13 protein-coding genes are annotated in these 15,678 nt (G+C 73.3%); 5 read left to right on the plus strand and 8 right to left on the minus strand.

What is annotated here, in order from left to right:
- Positions 1-82 precede the first annotated feature (82 nt).
- From F9B16_RS18960 to F9B16_RS18975, 4 genes are all read right to left on the minus strand, one after another.
- On the minus strand, positions 83-559 hold the full coding sequence (locus F9B16_RS18960; RefSeq protein WP_151541422.1) for a ribose-5-phosphate isomerase: 477 nt from the start codon (positions 557-559) through the stop codon (positions 83-85).
- A gap of 113 nt (positions 560-672) precedes the next feature.
- Positions 673-1,908 carry a hypothetical protein gene (locus F9B16_RS50950; RefSeq protein ID WP_192808863.1) on the minus strand — a complete coding sequence of 412 codons (1,236 nt, stop codon included), beginning with the start codon at positions 1,906-1,908 and terminating at the stop codon, positions 673-675.
- A gap of 67 nt (positions 1,909-1,975) precedes the next feature.
- A complete protein-coding gene (locus tag F9B16_RS18970) occupies positions 1,976-2,923 on the minus strand; it encodes an ATP-binding protein (protein WP_192808864.1) in 948 nt (315 codons plus the stop codon).
- A 122-nt stretch (positions 2,924-3,045) separates the two neighbouring features.
- Positions 3,046-3,660, minus strand: coding sequence for a mycothiol-dependent nitroreductase Rv2466c family protein (locus tag F9B16_RS18975; RefSeq protein WP_151541424.1), 615 nt, complete (start codon positions 3,658-3,660; stop codon positions 3,046-3,048).
- Between the two features lie 176 nt (positions 3,661-3,836).
- Here F9B16_RS18975 and pepN point away from each other — a divergent pair, with 176 nt between their 5' ends.
- Together pepN and F9B16_RS18985 are read left to right on the plus strand one after the other, a co-directional pair.
- A complete protein-coding gene (gene pepN, locus F9B16_RS18980; RefSeq protein ID WP_151541425.1) occupies positions 3,837-6,371 on the plus strand; it encodes an aminopeptidase N in 2,535 nt (844 codons plus the stop codon).
- A gap of 112 nt (positions 6,372-6,483) precedes the next feature.
- Complete coding sequence (locus F9B16_RS18985; RefSeq protein WP_151541426.1) at positions 6,484-7,482, plus strand: hypothetical protein; 999 nt, start codon at positions 6,484-6,486, stop codon at positions 7,480-7,482.
- Here the strand turns inward: F9B16_RS18985 and malQ are convergent.
- Together malQ and F9B16_RS18995 are read right to left on the minus strand one after the other, a co-directional pair.
- On the minus strand, positions 7,463-9,586 hold the full coding sequence (gene malQ / locus F9B16_RS18990; RefSeq protein ID WP_225991752.1) for a 4-alpha-glucanotransferase: 2,124 nt from the start codon (positions 9,584-9,586) through the stop codon (positions 7,463-7,465). The genes F9B16_RS18985 and malQ overlap by 20 nt on opposite strands.
- Positions 9,587-9,637: 51 nt before the next feature.
- Complete coding sequence (locus F9B16_RS18995) at positions 9,638-11,062, minus strand: amidase (protein WP_151541428.1); 1,425 nt, start codon at positions 11,060-11,062, stop codon at positions 9,638-9,640.
- A 197-nt stretch (positions 11,063-11,259) separates the two neighbouring features.
- On the opposite strand from F9B16_RS18995, the gene F9B16_RS19000 reads away from it, so the two are divergent.
- The 3 genes from F9B16_RS19000 to F9B16_RS19010 all read left to right on the plus strand — a co-directional run bounded on the left by F9B16_RS19000 (position 11,260) and on the right by F9B16_RS19010 (position 14,877).
- The gene (locus tag F9B16_RS19000; protein ID WP_225991753.1) at positions 11,260-12,114 is read left to right on the plus strand and encodes a nuclease-related domain-containing protein; all 855 of its coding nucleotides are present in this window, start codon (positions 11,260-11,262) and stop codon (positions 12,112-12,114) included.
- A gap of 328 nt (positions 12,115-12,442) precedes the next feature.
- The gene (gene ilvD / locus F9B16_RS19005; protein ID WP_151541429.1) at positions 12,443-14,293 is read left to right on the plus strand and encodes a dihydroxy-acid dehydratase; all 1,851 of its coding nucleotides are present in this window, start codon (positions 12,443-12,445) and stop codon (positions 14,291-14,293) included.
- Positions 14,294-14,529: 236 nt separating this feature from the next.
- A complete protein-coding gene (locus F9B16_RS19010; protein ID WP_151541430.1) occupies positions 14,530-14,877 on the plus strand; it encodes a DUF1330 domain-containing protein in 348 nt (115 codons plus the stop codon).
- A 3-nt stretch (positions 14,878-14,880) separates the two neighbouring features.
- Here F9B16_RS19010 and F9B16_RS19015 read toward each other — a convergent pair whose 3' ends face one another.
- The gene (locus F9B16_RS19015) at positions 14,881-15,099 is read right to left on the minus strand and encodes an FmdB family zinc ribbon protein (protein WP_151541431.1); all 219 of its coding nucleotides are present in this window, start codon (positions 15,097-15,099) and stop codon (positions 14,881-14,883) included.
- Positions 15,100-15,124: 25 nt separating this feature from the next.
- A complete protein-coding gene (locus F9B16_RS19020) occupies positions 15,125-15,634 on the minus strand; it encodes an HNH endonuclease (protein WP_151541432.1) in 510 nt (169 codons plus the stop codon).
- Between the last annotated feature and the right edge of the window lie 44 nt (positions 15,635-15,678).

The following is a 15,678-nucleotide window of genomic DNA, read 5'->3' on the forward strand; positions in this document are numbered from 1 at the left end:
AAGCGCGGCGGCGCCCGGAAGGCCCCGGAGAACGGCCTCTAGGCCCCGCCCCGCAGGGCGGGGGAACGCGTGTTCGAGGAGGTCAGCCCTCGTCCGGCAGCGGCGGCAGCTCGCCGGTCCGCTCGTAGTCGCCGAGCATGGTGATCCGGCGGGTGTGCCGCTCCTCGCCGGAGTACGGCGTGGTCAGGAACAGCTCGACGAACCGGGTCGCGGTGTCCGGGTCGTGCTGCCGGGCGCCCAGGCTGATCACGTTGGCGTCGTTGTGCTCGCGGGCGAGCGTCGCGGTGTCCTCGTTCCAGACCAGCGCGGCCCGCACGCCCTTGACCTTGTTGGCCGCGATCGCCTCGCCGTTGCCGGAACCGCCGATGACGATGCCGAGCGTGCCGGGCTCCGCCGCCGTCCGCTGCGCCGCCCGCAGCACGAACGGCGGGTAGTCGTCCACGGCGTCGTACGCGAACGCGCCGCAGTCGACGGGCTCGTGCCCGTTGGCCTTCAGCCAGGAGACCAGGTGCTCCTTGAGCTCGAAGCCGGCATGGTCGGTTCCCAGAAACACGCGCATGGGCCCGATTCTCGCAGGCCCGCGGCCCGGACGCGCGCCGGGGTCATGAGGCCCTTTTCACATGCGCGCGGGCGGCACCGCCCTGGCCGGGGCGGTGCCGCCCGCGTGGGCGGTCACTGGGGCGGGGGCATCGGGTCCGGGTCGCGGGGCAGGTCGGGCTTGCGGTCGACCATCGTCCGGTCGGCGAGGTCGTCGTCGTCCTCGTCGTCGTCCTCCTCGCGCGCCGCGCTCTCCGGCGCCGCACCCGCGGAGGCGGCGTCCTGCGGCCCGGAGTCCTCGGGGCCGTGCTCGGCCGGCTCACCACCGTCCTGCGGCCCGGACGCCTCCGGCTCGGCCGCCTCGGCGGTGGACGCGGCCCCGGCCGCCTGCGCGGCCGCCTCCGGCGCCGGAGCCGGGGACTGGGCCGGCGGGACGGACGCCGGCGCCGGAGCACCGCCCTGCGGCGGGACGGGCATGCCGTCCCAGCCGGGCGACTGCGACGGGCGGGCCGGCGGGACGTACGGGACGGCGGCGGGGTGCTGCGGCGGCAGGCCCGGCTGCTCGTTCGCCGCCGGCAGCGGCTGCTGCGCGCCCTGCGGCGGCGGCCCCGGAGGCAGCCCCGGCTGCATCCCCTGCTGCATCCCCTGCGGGGGGACGCCCGGCTGCTGCCCGTAGGGCTGCTGCGACGGGTACGGCTGCGGCGCGTACGGCTGCTGCATCGGCGCGCCCTGCTGCATCGGCGCGCCCTGCTGCGGGGCGTACGGCTGCTGCCCGCCGTAGGGCTGCTGCGGGGCGTACTGCCCGAACGGCTGGGGGGCCGCCTGCCCGAGCGGCTGCGGGACGGCCTGCCCGCGCGGGCGGCTGAGCAGGAAGCCCGCGAGCGCGCCGATCCCCGCGAGCCACCCGTACAGCAGGCCGGACGCCGCGCCCGCCTCGAGCGACTGGAAGAAGTTGTGGCTCACCGAGCCGGTGGAGTACTTGATCGACCACTTCAGCAGCAGGCCGGACAGGCCCCCGGCGACGCCGCTCGCGACGACCGCGGCCCACCATCCGGTGATCAGCGCGCCGAGCAGGCCGCGCTGGGGATCGACCGTCCGGGCCCCGGCCAGCACGAGCAGCGCCACCACGGCGAAGAGCACCAGCGTGGTGAGGTCGTCCGACACGACGAACCGCCAGTCCAGCCCGCGCGGCGGGGTGAAGCGCCAGGCGACGAAGAACAGGTGCGACACCAGCGGGCCGAGGCCCTCGTCGTACTTGAAGTCGCTCTTGTTGATCGCGTCGATGACCCACTGGTTGCCGACGAGCAGGGCCAGCACCAGGAGGGGCACCAGCGAGCCGCCCGACATCATGAACATCCGCCGCGTCGTCATGGCGGGCAGAGTAGTGCGGTTCAGGGGCCGCCGGTAGGCCCGTTGCAGCCCGCGCGTAGGCCCCGCGTCACCCGGCGTAGGCGACCGGGAACCGGAACTCGGGGTCGACCTGCGCGGCGAGGTCCTCGCCGGTCGCGCGGTTCGCCCAGCTGCGCGCGTTCTTGAGGTGGAACTCGACGGCCTGCCGCTGGAACGTCTCCCAGTCCTTGGCCCGGGCGTCGACCTCGGCGAGCATCCGGCCGAGCGCGGCCTCGTTGCCGTCCTCCAGGACGGCGCCGGGCCTCCCCTGCTCCATCGCGCGGACGGCGGCGGACTGGCCGAGCCAGACGAGCAGGTCGTCGCCGACGTGCTCGCGCAGGTAGTCGACGTCGTCCTCGGACTGCACCTTGTTGCCGACGACGCGGATGGCGACGTCGTAGTCGCGGGCGTACTCGACGTACTGGCGGTAGACGCCGACGCCCTTCCGGGTGGGCTCGGCGACCAGGAACATCAGGTCGAACCGGGTGAAAAGCCCGGACGCGAACGTGTCGGCGCCGGCGGTCATGTCCACGACGACGTACTCGCCGGGGCCGTCGAGCAGGTGGTTGAGGTAGAGCTCGACCGCGCCGGTCTTGGCGTGGTAGCAGGCGACGCCGAGGTCGTCGTCCTCGAAGGGGCCGGTGACCAGCAGCGTCGCGCCGCTCACCTCCTGCCCGAGGGCGTGCACCGGGTCGTCGCCGCGCAGCCGCAGCAGGCGCGACCCGGTGCCCGCCGGGGTCGTCTTGACCATGGTGGACGCGGAGCCGATGCGCGGGTTGTCGCCGCGCAGGTACTCCTTGATCTCGGTCAGGTGGGCGCCCAGGGCCGGGATCTTGGCGGCCTGGTCGTCGTCCAGGCCGAGCGCCGCGCCGAGGTGCTGGTTGATGTCGGCGTCGATGGCGACCACCGGCAGCCCGCGCAGCGCGAGGTGCCGGACGAACAGCGACGAGAGGGTGGTCTTGCCGCTGCCGCCCTTGCCGACGAACGCAACCTTCACGAATGCCCCCGTTTCGGATATGAAAACCGTTGCCATTTTCTCGGAGCACCGAGTCTGGCGGAGGGGCACCGGCGAGGCAACCGGAACGGCCGAAGCCGCCCCGATCGGTCCGGAAGGACCGCTCAGTCGAAGATCGGCTCCCGGGTGCGGGTGCGCTTCAGCTCGAAGAAGCCGTCGGTCGAGGCCACCGCGACGACGCCGTCCCACAGCTTCACGGCGGCCTCGCCGCGCGGGATCGGCGACACGACCGGGCCGAAGAACGCGCTGCCCTCGACCTCGATCACCGGGGTGCCGACCTCCTGGCCGACCCGGTCGATGCCGTCCTTGTGGGACGCGCGCACCGCCTCGTCGTAGGCCGTGGAGTCGGCGGCGTCGGCGAGCGCCGGGTCGAGACCCGCGGCGGTCAGCGCGGCCTCGAAGTACTCGCGGGTGAACTTCTGCTTCTCGTGGTGGCGGCGCGTCCCGAGCTCGGTGTAGAGCCTGCCCAGCGCCTCCGGGCCGTACTTCTGCTCGGCGGCGATGCATACGCGCACCGGCCCCCACGCCTCGGCGAGGCCCTTGCGGTACTCCTCCGGGACGTCCTTGTCCTCGTTGAGGACCGCCAGGCTCATCACGTGCCAGCGCACCTCGATCGGGCGCTGCCTCTCCACTTCCAGGATCCAGCGCGAGGTGATCCACGCCCATGGGCACAGCGGGTCGAACCAGAAGTCCACGGGTGTGGGAGCGTCCTGCGGCACGTCGCCTCCTACGGCTGCTCGAGCGTCATCGATGAAAACTCAACCACCGACAACCCGGCCGCCGCCGCCGTGATTCCCGCCCGCGGGCACGGGAAAGGCCGTGGCGTGCGGACCTCGTCCCCGGCCGGTTGGTAGACATGAGGTCAGCAAAGAAATAAGCCGACCAAGGAGTACATGTGGCAGGCAACCTCACGCGCGACGAGGCGCGGGAACGGGCCCGGCTGCTCACCGTCGAGTCGTACGCGGTCGAGCTGGACCTCACCACCGGCGAGGAGCGGTTCGGCTCGACCACCGCGGTCCGGTTCGGCTGCGCCGAGCCGGGCGCGTCGTCCTTCGTCGACCTGCACGGCGCCGTCGTCCGCGAGGCGACGCTGAACGGCGAGGCGCTGGACCCCGCGTCCTACGACGGGGAGAAGGGCCGCCTCCCGCTCCCCTCCCTGGCCGCGCAGAACGAGCTCCGCGTCGTGGCGGACTGCGCCTACTCCCGCTCCGGCGAGGGCCTGCACCGGTTCGTCGACCCGGTGGACGGGAGCGTCTACCTCTACACGCAGTTCGAGACGGCCGACGCGCACCGGATGTACACGTGCTTCGACCAGCCCGACCTCAAGGCGACGTTCGAGCTGGCGGTGAAGGCGCCACAGGACTGGCAGGTCGTCACCAACGAGACCCCCGAGAGCGTCGAGGGCGGGACGTGGCGCTTCCTGCCCACCCCGCAGATCTCCACCTACATCACCGCGCTCATCGCCGGGCCGTACCACGCGGTCCGCGACGAGTACCGCCGCGACGACGGCACCGTCATCCCGCTCGGCGTGTACTGCCGGGCGTCGCTCGCCGAGCACCTCGACGCCGAGGCCATCGCCGACGTGACGCGGCAGGGCTTCGCCTACTTCGAGAAGGTGTTCGGCCGGCCGTACCCGTTCAGCAAGTACGACCAGCTGTTCGTGCCGGAGTTCAACGCGGGCGCGATGGAGAACGCCGGCGCCGTCACGTTCCTGGAGGACTACGTCTTCCGGTCGCGGGTCACCGACGCCTCCTACGAGCGGCGCGCCGAGACGATCCTGCACGAGATGGCGCACATGTGGTTCGGTGACCTGGTCACCATGCGCTGGTGGGACGACCTGTGGCTGAACGAGTCGTTCGCCACCTACATGAGCGTGCTGTGCCAGTCCGAGGCCACCAAGTGGACGGGCTCGTGGACGACGTTCGCGAACCTGGAGAAGGCGTGGGCGTACCGGCAGGACCAGCTGCCGTCCACGCACCCGATCTCCGCCGACATCCCCGACATCCGGGCCGTCGAGGTGAACTTCGACGGGATCACCTACGCCAAGGGCGCGTCCGTCCTGAAGCAGCTGGTGGCCTATGTCGGCCGCGAGAACTTCCTGGAGGGCGTGCGCCGGTACTTCGACCGGCACGCGTGGGGCAACACCGTCCTCACCGACCTGCTGGACGCGCTGGAGGAGACGTCCGGCCGCGACCTGGCGTCCTGGTCGAAGGAGTGGCTGGAGACCGCGGGCGTCAACACGATGCGCCCCGAGTACGAGGTCGACGCCGACGGGAACTTCTCCTCGTTCGCCGTGCTGCAGGAGGCCAAGGCCGACTACCCGACGCTGCGCTCGCACCGCCTGGCGATCGGCCTGTACGACCGGACCGGCGACGGGCTCGTCCGGCGCGAGCGCGTCGAGCTGGACGTGGTCGGCGCCCGGACCGAGGTGCCGCAGCTCGTCGGGCAGAAGCGGCCCGACCTGGTGCTGGTCAACGACGACGACCTCACCTACGCCAAGGTCCGCCTCGACGAGCACTCGCTGAAGACGCTGGTGGAGCACATCGGCGACATCAAGGAGAGCCTGCCGCGGGCGCTGTGCTGGTCCGCGGCGTGGGACATGACGCGCGACGCGGAGATGGCGACGCGCGACTACGTCCGGCTCGTCGCGAAGGGCATCCGCGGCGTCACCGACATCTCGGTCACGCAGACGCTCCTGCGGCAGGCGCGGACGGCCGTCCAGCAGTACGCCGACCCGTCCTGGCGCAAGGAGGGCCTGGCGCTGCTCGCCGACACGCTCTTCGAGCTGGCCCGCGAGGCCGCGCCCGGCTCGGACCTGCAGCTGGCGTACACGCAGGCGTTCGCGGCGTCGGCGGTCAGCGAGGAGCACCTGGCGTACGTCCGGGCGCTGCTGGACGGCTCGCAGTCGCTCGACGGCCTGACGGTGGACACCGACCTGCGGTGGGCGCTGCTGCGCCGCCTCGTCGTCACCGGCAAGGCCGGCGAAAGCGAGATCGACGCCGAGCACGAGCGGGACCGGACGGCGGCGGGCGAGCGGCACGCCGCCGGCTGCAAGGCCGCGATCCCGACCGCCGAGGCCAAGGCCGCCGCGTGGGACCGGATCATCGGCGGGACGCTCCCGAACGCCGTCTACCGGGCGACGCTCGGCGGGTTCGTGGAGCCGGACCAGGCGGACCTGCTCGTCCCGTACGTGGACAGGTACTTCGCCGAGGTCGGCCGCGTGTGGAAGGAGTGGACCAGCGACATGTCCCAGACGTTCGCGGAGGTCGCCTACCCCTTCCTGGTGATCGAGCAGTCCACGATCGACCGCACCGAGTCCTACATGGCCGACGAGAAGCCGCCCGCGGCGCTCGCCCGGCTGCTGTCGGAGGGCCGTGACGGCGTCGCGCGCGCGCTGCGCGCCCGGGCGAAGGACGCCGCCGCGAGCTGAGGCCCGCCGCGTCCGGATACCGCCGCCGGGTAAGGCCGTTGCCCCTGTCGCGACCCCCGTGACCATGCGATCGTTGCAGGGTCACGGGGGTCCGCGGAGAGGGGATGGTGGCGTGGAGACGGCGCGGGACGTGCTGACGGCGCTGGCACGGCGGTACGCGTTCGGGGATCTGGAGGCGCTGATCGCCGGCGGGGCGCTCGTCCCGGACGGGCGGGCGAAGGCCGTCGCGCCGCTGTGCGCGTTCGGGCAGCGGGTCCTGGACCTGGACGCCGAGGACTTCGGGATGCCGGAGGCGGTCGGCGAGGTGCCGCGCGACCTGCTCGACCGGGCCCGCGCCAGCCGGATGCCGCAGGCGCCCAAGGAGCGGCCGCGCGGCGCGCTGGCGAGCCTGCGGCCCGCGTACGCGCTGCTGCTGGAGGTCATCGCGATCCGCTGGCACCGCCGCGACATGGCCGCGCTGGTCGCCGCCGTGCACATCGCCAGCGAGTACCTGCCGCTGCTGGCCTGGGAGCCGGTCCTCGGGCACGCCGGCGACCCGGCGCTGATCGGCGCGTCGGTGAACGGGGACGGCAGCCGGTTCGGCGTCCCGATCGAGCCGGGTTCGCCGCGCGCGTGCGACCACACCCGCCCGGAGCGGTCGGCGTGCGAGCGGACGCTCCGCGTCGCCAAGGAGCCGCCGCCCGGCTGGCGCGCCTACCTGGACCGGCAGCACAGCCAGGTCGCGTCCGCCCTGGGCGACTGCGCGGCTCGCTGCCGGACCCCGTGCACCGTCATGACGCGGCTCGACGACCTGGTCCGCGCCGACCTCACCGAGCGCTGCAAGCTGGCGGCGGAGTTCACCGACGGCGCGCTGGTGAAGCTGCGGCACGCCGCGCCGGTCGGGCACGGTTTCGGCGTCCCCTCCCCCGAGGAGGTCGAGACTGCCTGGGCCCGGGCCCGCAAGTCCCTGTCCCATCAGCCGCTGGGGAAGGCGGCCTTGGAGGGCGCGGACGACGACGGCTATCCGCTGCCGGGGCTGCCCGCGCTGTTCTCCGCGATCGCGTCGGTGCCGATCGTGCCGGACACGCTCCTGCACGACGTCACCAGGCGGATCACGACGACTCTCGGCTGACCCGCTCCAGCACGGCGCGGACCTCCGCGTCGCGGACGAGGTCGTCCAGGACGACCGGGCGCCCCTGCGCGTCGGCGAGGGGGACGCGCCAGTTCGGGTACTCGTCGACGGTGCCGGGCTGGTTCTGGGTGCGGCGCTCACCGACCGCGTCGGCGAGCGAGACGCCGATGAGGCGCGCCGGGGTGCGGCCGAGGAAGGCGTGGAGCGCGGCGACGACCTGCCGGTCGTAGGCGTCCGAACCGTCCGCGAGCGCCCGCAGCACGTCGTCGGGCGGGTCGGGCAGCAGGCCCTCGGCGTGGAGCAGGCCGAGCCAGGCGGCGAGCTGCTCCCGGTGGTCGGCGGTCTCCTCGCCGAGGGGGCGGGTGAGCAGGCCGAGACGGTCGCGCAGGGCGATGTGGTCGCCGTGCAGGAACCCGGTGATCGGCGGCATGTCGTGCGTGCCGACCGTGGCCAGCGACAGGTCCCGCCACTGCGCCGCCGGCTTCGGGCGTCCCTCCGCGTCGCGCTCGAACCAGAGCAGCGACGTGCCGAGGACGCCCCGGTCGGCGAGGTCGTCGCGGACCTCCGGTTCCACCGTGCCCAGGTCCTCGCCGACGACGAGGGCGCCCGCCCGGTGGGCCTCCCACACCAGGCAGCCGAGCATCGCGTCCCGGTCGTAGCCGACGTACGTCCCGTCGGCGGGCGAGGCGCCCTCCGGGATCCACCACAGCCGGGACACCTGCATCGCGTGGTCGAGGCGGAGCCCGCCGCCGTGCCGCAGTGCCGCCGCCAGCATCTCCCGGTACGGGACGTAGGCGTCCGCGGCGAGCGTGGTGGGCCGCCAGGGCGGCTGGCCCCAGTCCTGGCCGCGCTGGTTGAACTCGTCCGGGGGCGCGCCGACGCTCATCCCGGACGCGAGCTCGTCCCGGTAGATCCAGGCGTCGGCGCTGCCCTGCGCCACCCCGACCGCCAGGTCGTGGACGATCCCGGCGGGCATCCCCGCGTCGCGGGCGGCCTTCTGCGCGCCGGCGAGCTGCTGGTCGAGGCGCCATTGCAGCCACGCGTGGAACTCGGCGCGCGCGCCGCGGCGCGGCTCGTCCAGGACGGCGTGCCCGTGCGCGTCCTGGAGGGCGGACGGCCATCGCCGCCAGTCGGTCGTCCCCTGCTCCTCGCTGATCGCGCACCATGTGGTGAAGTCGCGCAGCGCGGCGCCGTGCCGCCTGCGGAAGGCCGCGAACGCGGGGTCGTGGCGGATGCCGGGCGACGACCGGTACATCGCTTCGAGCGCCTCGAGCTTCGCCGTCCACACGGCGTCCCGGTCGAGCGGGCCTTCGAGGGTGCGCAGCCGCGCCGCCATGGCCGCGAACCGCTCCCGGCCCTCGGGCGGGAGCGCCGCGTACTCCGGCATGTCCTCGATCCGCAGGTAGAGCGGGGCGGGGAAGCGGCGGCTCATCGGCGAGTACGGCGACGGGCTGACGGGCGGCATCGGCTCCGCCGCGTGCAGCGGGTTCGCGACGACGAACCCGGCGCCGAGGTCGCGGCCCGCCCAGGTCGCGAGGTCGGCGAGGTCGTGCAGGTCGCCGAGCCCCCACGAGCCGCGCGAGCGCAGCGCGTACAGCTGGACGGTCAGCCCCCACATCCGCGGCGGGCGCGGCAGGGACGCCGGCGCCACGAGCAGCGCCGCGCTCTCCTCCCGGCTCCCCTGCCGGACGTGGAGGCGGTGCCATCCGAGCGTGACGTCGCCCTCGCTGCCGTCCAGCGGGACGGGGCGGGCCTGCTCGGCGGACGGCTCCGCCAGGACGTCGGGCTCGCCGGGCTCGATCCGGACGTCCAGGTCGCCGGCGGGCCGCAGGGTCCGGCGCACCTTCGCGAGGATCCGGTCGGCGGTGCGGCCCTCGCCCGGGTCGCTGCGGACGACGAGGGTCGGCGGCAGCGTCCGCGCGCGCTCCTGGTGGCGCTCCAGCTCGGCGCGGACGGCCGCCGGGGACGAGGCGTCCACCCCGAGCGCGCCGAGGACGGCGACCAGGGTGCCGGGCGGGACGTCGGCCGCCCGTCCCCGCCAGTCGGTGTAGCGCGTCGCGACCCGGTGGTGCCCGGCCAGCCTGATCAGTTCGTCGTCAGCCACGCCTGCACCCATGCCCCGGCGGCGCCGCGCCAAGCGCGGGCCGGACGGGGCTCACGCGTCCCAGATGGGGGGCTTGCGGCCGGCCCAGGGGCGCGCCTCCTCCAGCTGCGCGGACAGCGAGATCAGCGTCCCCTCGCCGCCGAGCCGCCCCGCGAGCATGACCCCGATCGGCAGCCCGTCGGCGTTCCAGTGCAGCGGGACGTTGACGGCCGGCTGCCCGGAGATGTTGTAGGCGGCGCAGAACGGCGTGAACAGCGTCTGCCTGCGGAAGTTCTCCTCGGGCTCCTGGTCGTGGAAGTAGCCGACGGGAACGGGCGGCTGGGCGAGCGTCGGATGCAGGATCGCGTCGAACTCGTTCAGGACCGGGAACGCGGCGCGCAGCACGCCCTGCAGGGCGGCGTGCGCCCGGAACAGCTCCGGCGCGGTCGTGGCGTTCCCGCGCTCGCGGAGCCAGCGCGTCAGCGGCTGGAGGAGGTGCTCGCTCCCGTCCGGGACGGGCGTCATCGTGGCCATGACGCCCCAGAGCAGCTCGAAGTGCGGGACCATCTCGGGCCCGAACACCGGCGGCAGCTCCACGACCTCGTGCCCGAGCTCCTCCAGCAGCGCGGACGCCTCCTCATAGGCGGCGACGCAGTCCGGGTGCACTTCGGCGCCGGCGACCGCGGGCTGCCGGCTGCGCGCGATCCGGAGCCGTCCCGGCGGGCGATCGGCGTACGACAGGAACGTGCCCTCGACGGGCGGTGCGGCGTAGAGGTCGCCGGGCATCGGCCCGGCCATGGCGTCCAGCAGCAGGGCGGCGTCCTCGACGGACCGGGCGATCGGCCCGTTGGTGGACAGGCCGAACAGGTCCGGGACGACTGGCCCCTGGGAGATCCGGCCGCGGGTCGGCTTGATCCCGAACAGGCCGCAGACGCTGCTCGGGATGCGGATGGAGCCACCGCCGTCGCTGCCCTGGGCAACGGGCGCCAGCCCGGACGCGACCGCCGCCGCGGCGCCGCCGCTCGACCCGCCCGCCGACCTGGTGAGGTCCCAGGGCGTGCGGGCGGGCGGCGCGACGTCGCCTTCGGTGTAGCAGGGCAGCCCGAATTCCGGCACGGCGGTCTTGCCGGGCATGATCGTTCCCGCCTCGCGCAGCAGGCGCACGACGCTGTCATCCGTAAAACCGGTCATATCGGCAAAAACGGATGAACCAAAAGTCATCCGAACGCCGTCCACCATGTTCAGGTCCTTGACCGGAACCGGCACCCCGTGCAGCGGCGGCAGGTCCCCCGGACCGGCCGCGTCCAGCACCGCCTTCTCGGCCCGCGCGGCCTGCTCCCGCGCCGCCTCGGCGGTCACCGTCACATAGGCCCCCACCTGCGGGTTCAGCCGTCCGATGCGGTCCAGATAATGGTCGGTCAGCTCGACCGGGGACAGCCGCCCCGAACGGACGGCGTCAGCCGCCTCCCTAGCGCCGAGGTCATGGAGATGTGTCACGAACCGGAACGCTAGACCGCTCGCGCGCGGGCATCAAAGAGGCGGAGACTCTCTACCGGGAAGAGGTGGTAGATGACTCACGTACCCGCCCTGCGCGGCAGTGAATCACTCACGCGCGGCGACAAAACTATTAACCCTGCATGACTAGTCGCCGTCCCGCATGATGATTACTCTGCGCTCGGAGGATCATGCCCCCGATGGGAGAGGAATACGGAGCGTCACTTATGGCGATCATGGAGCGGGGCAACACACAGCAGGCACGGGGCCAGCCCAGGGACGACCCTGACCAGCGCGACGAGACGCAGGAGCAACCCCCCGTGCAGGAGCCGGACAAGCGGCCGCCCGGCGACCGGACGCTCACCGCGGTGCTCACGGGCCCCCGGGTCCGCGTGTGGGCGTGGCGGATCGGCGTGGCGCTCGCCGCCCTCGTCGTCGTCACCGCGGTCTTCGGCGGGCGGCTCGGCATCACCGCGGCGGTCCTCGTGATCGTCGTGGACGTCGTGCGCCGGTCCCGCCGGGACTCCAGCATCCCGGCCTGGCAGAAGTCCTCGGCCGCCGAACGGCGCACCGAGAAGCAGCTGAGGTCGCTGCAGCGCAACGGCTATCTCGTGCTGCACGCCCGGGCCGTCCCGCGCGACGACGAGGGCGTCAGCGACGGGCGGATCGACCACCTGGTGATCGGGCCGAGCGGCGTCTACGCCATCGACTCCGAGAAGTGGGACAAGCGCCTCCCCGTGCGCACCCTGTCCCACCGCAAGCTCTTCCACGGCCCCTTCAACAAGAAGGAGCGGCTGGACGAGGCGCGCTGGGAGGCCGACCAGGCCAGCAAGATCATCGGTGGGCAGGTCGGGTTCGAGGTGCCCGTGCAGCCCTCGGTGGCCATCTACGGGCCGTCCATCCCGTGGAAGGTCATGCGGGTCAGGGACGTGGACGTGTACGCGGGCAACCGGGCCCGCTCGTACCTGCGCCGCCGTCCCAAGATCCTCACCGACACCGACGTCCAGCGGATCTTCCAGGCGGCGGAGAAGGCGCTGCCGCCCAAGTACGGCTGATCCCGCGGCGGCGGTCCCGCCACGACACCGGATCCCGCAACGGCGCGGGACTCCGTCACCCGGGCGGCCCTGTCCCGGGCCGCCCGCACGCTCGACGCCGAGCCACCGGGCCCCTTCGCGGGCCCGGCTTTTTCACGCCCCGCCTCCGACCTTGTAGCATCGGGTTGCACAGGCCGGCCCGCGCGCGACCTCCGCTGAGCCGGCGGCAGCGCCGCGATCCGCCGCTGAGAGCTTCCCACCGCGCACCGCTCGCTCACCGCCCGCCGAACCCGGCGCGGCGACGCGTCCGGCGACACGGCACCACGGCACAGGTTGGAGAGGTCACAGGATGCCCCCGCTCAGGTCACGTACGGTCACCCATGGCAGGAACATGGCGGGCGCCCGCGCGCTCATGCGGGCCAGCGGCGTCGAACGCGAGGACTTCGGCAAGCCGATCGTCGCGGTGGCCAACAGCTTCACCCAGTTCGTGCCCGGCCACGTCCACCTCGACGAGGTCGGCAAGGTCGTCGCCGGCGCCGTCCGCGAGGCCGGCGGCGTGCCCCGCGAGTTCAACACGATCGCCGTGGACGACGGCATCGCGATGGGCCACGGCGGCATGCTGTACTCGCTGCCGTCCCGCGAGCTGATCGCCGACGCCGTCGAGTACATGGTCAACGCGCACTGCGCCGACGCCCTGGTCTGCGTGTCCAACTGCGACAAGATCACGCCGGGCATGCTGCTGGCCGCGATGCGGCTGAACATCCCGACCGTCTTCGTCTCCGGCGGCCCGATGGAGGCCGGCAAGCCCGTCGCGGGCGTGATGGGCGGCAACAAGCTCGACCTGATCGACCCGATGATCGCCTCCGCGGACGAGTCCGTCGCCGACGACAAGCTCGCCGAGATGGAGGAGAGCGCCTGCCCGACCTGCGGGTCCTGCTCCGGCATGTTCACCGCCAACTCGATGAACTGCCTCACCGAGGCGATCGGCCTCGCGCTGCCCGGCAACGGCACCGTCCTCGCCACCCACACCGCCCGCCGCGCCCTCTACGAGCGGGCCGGACGCACCGTCGTCGAGATCGCGAAGCGCTACTACGACGGCGACGACGACTCGGTCCTGCCGCTCAACATCGCGACGCGGGACGCGTTCGAGAACGCGATGGTGCTCGACGTCGCCATGGGCGGCTCCACCAACACGATCCTGCACCTGCTCGCCGCCGCCACCGAGGCCGGCGTCGACTTCGGCCTCGACGACATCGACGCCGTCTCCCGCCGCGTCCCCTGCATCTGCAAGCTGGCCCCGACGCTCGCCACCTACCACGTCGAGGACTGCCACCGCGCCGGCGGCATCCCCGCCCTCCTCGGCGAACTGCACCGCGGCGGGCTGCTGAACTCCGCCGCGCACTCGATCCACAGCCCGTCCGTCGCCGACTTCGTCGCCCAGTGGGACGTCCGCTCCCCCGACGTCCTGCCCGAGGCCGTCGAGCTGTTCCACGCGGCCCCCGGCGGCGTCCGCAGCACCTCCGCGTTCTCGCAGAGCGCCCGCTGGGAGGAGCTCGACCTCGACCGCGAGAGCGGCTGCATCCGCGACGTCGAGCACGCCTACACCGCCGACGGCGGCCTCGCCGTCCTGCGCGGCAACATCGCCCCCGACGGCGCGATCGTCAAGACCGCGGGCGTCGAGGAGGAGCTCTGGACCTTCAGCGGCCCCGCCGTCGTGTTCGAGAGCCAGGACCAGGCCGCCGAGGGCATCCTCGGCGGCAAGGTCAAGGCCGGCGACGTCGTCGTGATCCGCTACGAGGGCCCCCGGGGCGGCCCCGGCATGCAGGAGATGCTGTACCCGACGAGCTTCCTCAAGGGCCGCGGGCTCGGCAAGGCGTGCGCGCTGATCACCGACGGGCGGTTCTCCGGCGGCACGTCCGGGCTGTCCATCGGGCACGCCTCCCCCGAGGCCGCCGGCGGCGGGATCATCGCCCTCGTCGAGGACGGCGACCGGATCGTGATCGACATCCCGAACCGGACACTGGAGCTGGACGTCCCGGCCGAGGAGCTGGAGACCCGCCGCGAGAAGCTGCTCGCCGACCTCGGCGGCTACCGCCCCCGCAACCGGGACCGCAAGGTCAGCGCCGCGCTGCGCGCCTACGCCGCGATGGCGACGTCCGCGTCCACCGGCGCCGCCCGCGACGTCTCGCAGCTGTATTGATGCAAGCCAGGCCCAGCGTGCTCGCCTGGCGGCTCGCACGCTGACCTCGCTTGGGCGAGCGCGGCATCGCTTCGCGATCTTCCCGGTGGGGCTCGCCTCCGGCTTCGCCCCCACCGGTCAGGTCACGCGCTCGCGCGGCGGTTGAGGCATTACCCGGCGGGTAATCGCCGTCGTTCCCTGCTCCGGGCAGAGTGGATCTTGTCAGCCAGAGGCTCCACGACCCGGAGGAGATCGCGATGACCGCCTACGCCATCGGCCTGCTGCACCCCCAGCCGCCGCTGCACGACGACGTCTTCGTCTACATGGAGCGCATCCAGGCCACGATGGACCCGTTCGGCGGCCGCTTCATCACCCACGGCAAGGTCCCCGAGGTCCACGAGGGCGCGTTCAACGGGGCCGTGGTGATCCTCGAGTTCCCGGACATGGACCGGGCCCGGGCCTGGTACGACTCGCCCGCCTACCAGGAGATCATCCCGATGCGGGCCGACCACATCCCGAGCGTGATCATGCTGGTCAACGGCGTCGGCCCCGGGCACGACGCCGCCGCGCTGGCCGCCGGCCTCCGCGCGGCCCAGGCGGGATAGCCGTCAGGAGCAGCAGCCTCCGCCGCAGCAGCCGCCCCCGGCGGCCGGCGGGGGCGTCGGGGCGCCGCCGCGCGACGTGCCGGTCACGGCGACCGTCGACAGCAGCTTCACCGTGTCGTCATGGCCGTCCGGGCAGGGCGCCGGGTCGGAGGCGTTGATCATCGGGCGGGAGACCTCGAACGTCGACCCGCACGCGCGGCAGCGGTAGTCATAGCGTGGCACGAGGACAGGATACGGCCCGGCCGCGCTAGGCGGCGGGCTCGGAGACGTACGGCGCCCACTGCGGGTCGCCGTCGTGGACGATCCCGATCAGCCGCCAGTGCGCGCCGCGCGGGACGCCGGGCGTCATCCCGAGCGTCCAGCCGAGCTCGGACAGCAGCCGGTCGGCCTTGCGGTGGTTGCAGGTCATGCAGGACGCGACGCAGTTCTCCCACACGTGCTTGCCGCCGCGGCTGCGCGGATGCACGTGGTCGATCGTCTCGGCGCGGCGGCCGCAGTAGACGCAGCGGAAGCCGTCGCGGCGCATGAGGGCGGCGCGGGTGAGCGGGACGCGGGTCCGGAACGGGATGCGGACGTAGCGCCGCAGCCGGATCACCGACGGGATCTCGATCTCCATGGTCGCCGAGTGCAGGGTGGCCCCCGAGATGTCGTGATGGACGATCTCGGCCTTCTCCCGGAGCACGAGGCAGACCGCCCGCCGCAGCGGGAGCGTGGTGAGTGGTTCGTACGTCGCGTTCAGGAGAAGGACCTGTCTCATCAGACGGCCTCCGCCGGCGTGCCGGGGTTCGCCTCGGCGGACGC

Origin of the sequence: Actinomadura montaniterrae, from assembly GCF_008923365.1 — a bacterium.
GTDB classification, from domain to species: Bacteria; Actinomycetota; Actinomycetes; order Streptosporangiales; family Streptosporangiaceae; genus Spirillospora; species Spirillospora montaniterrae.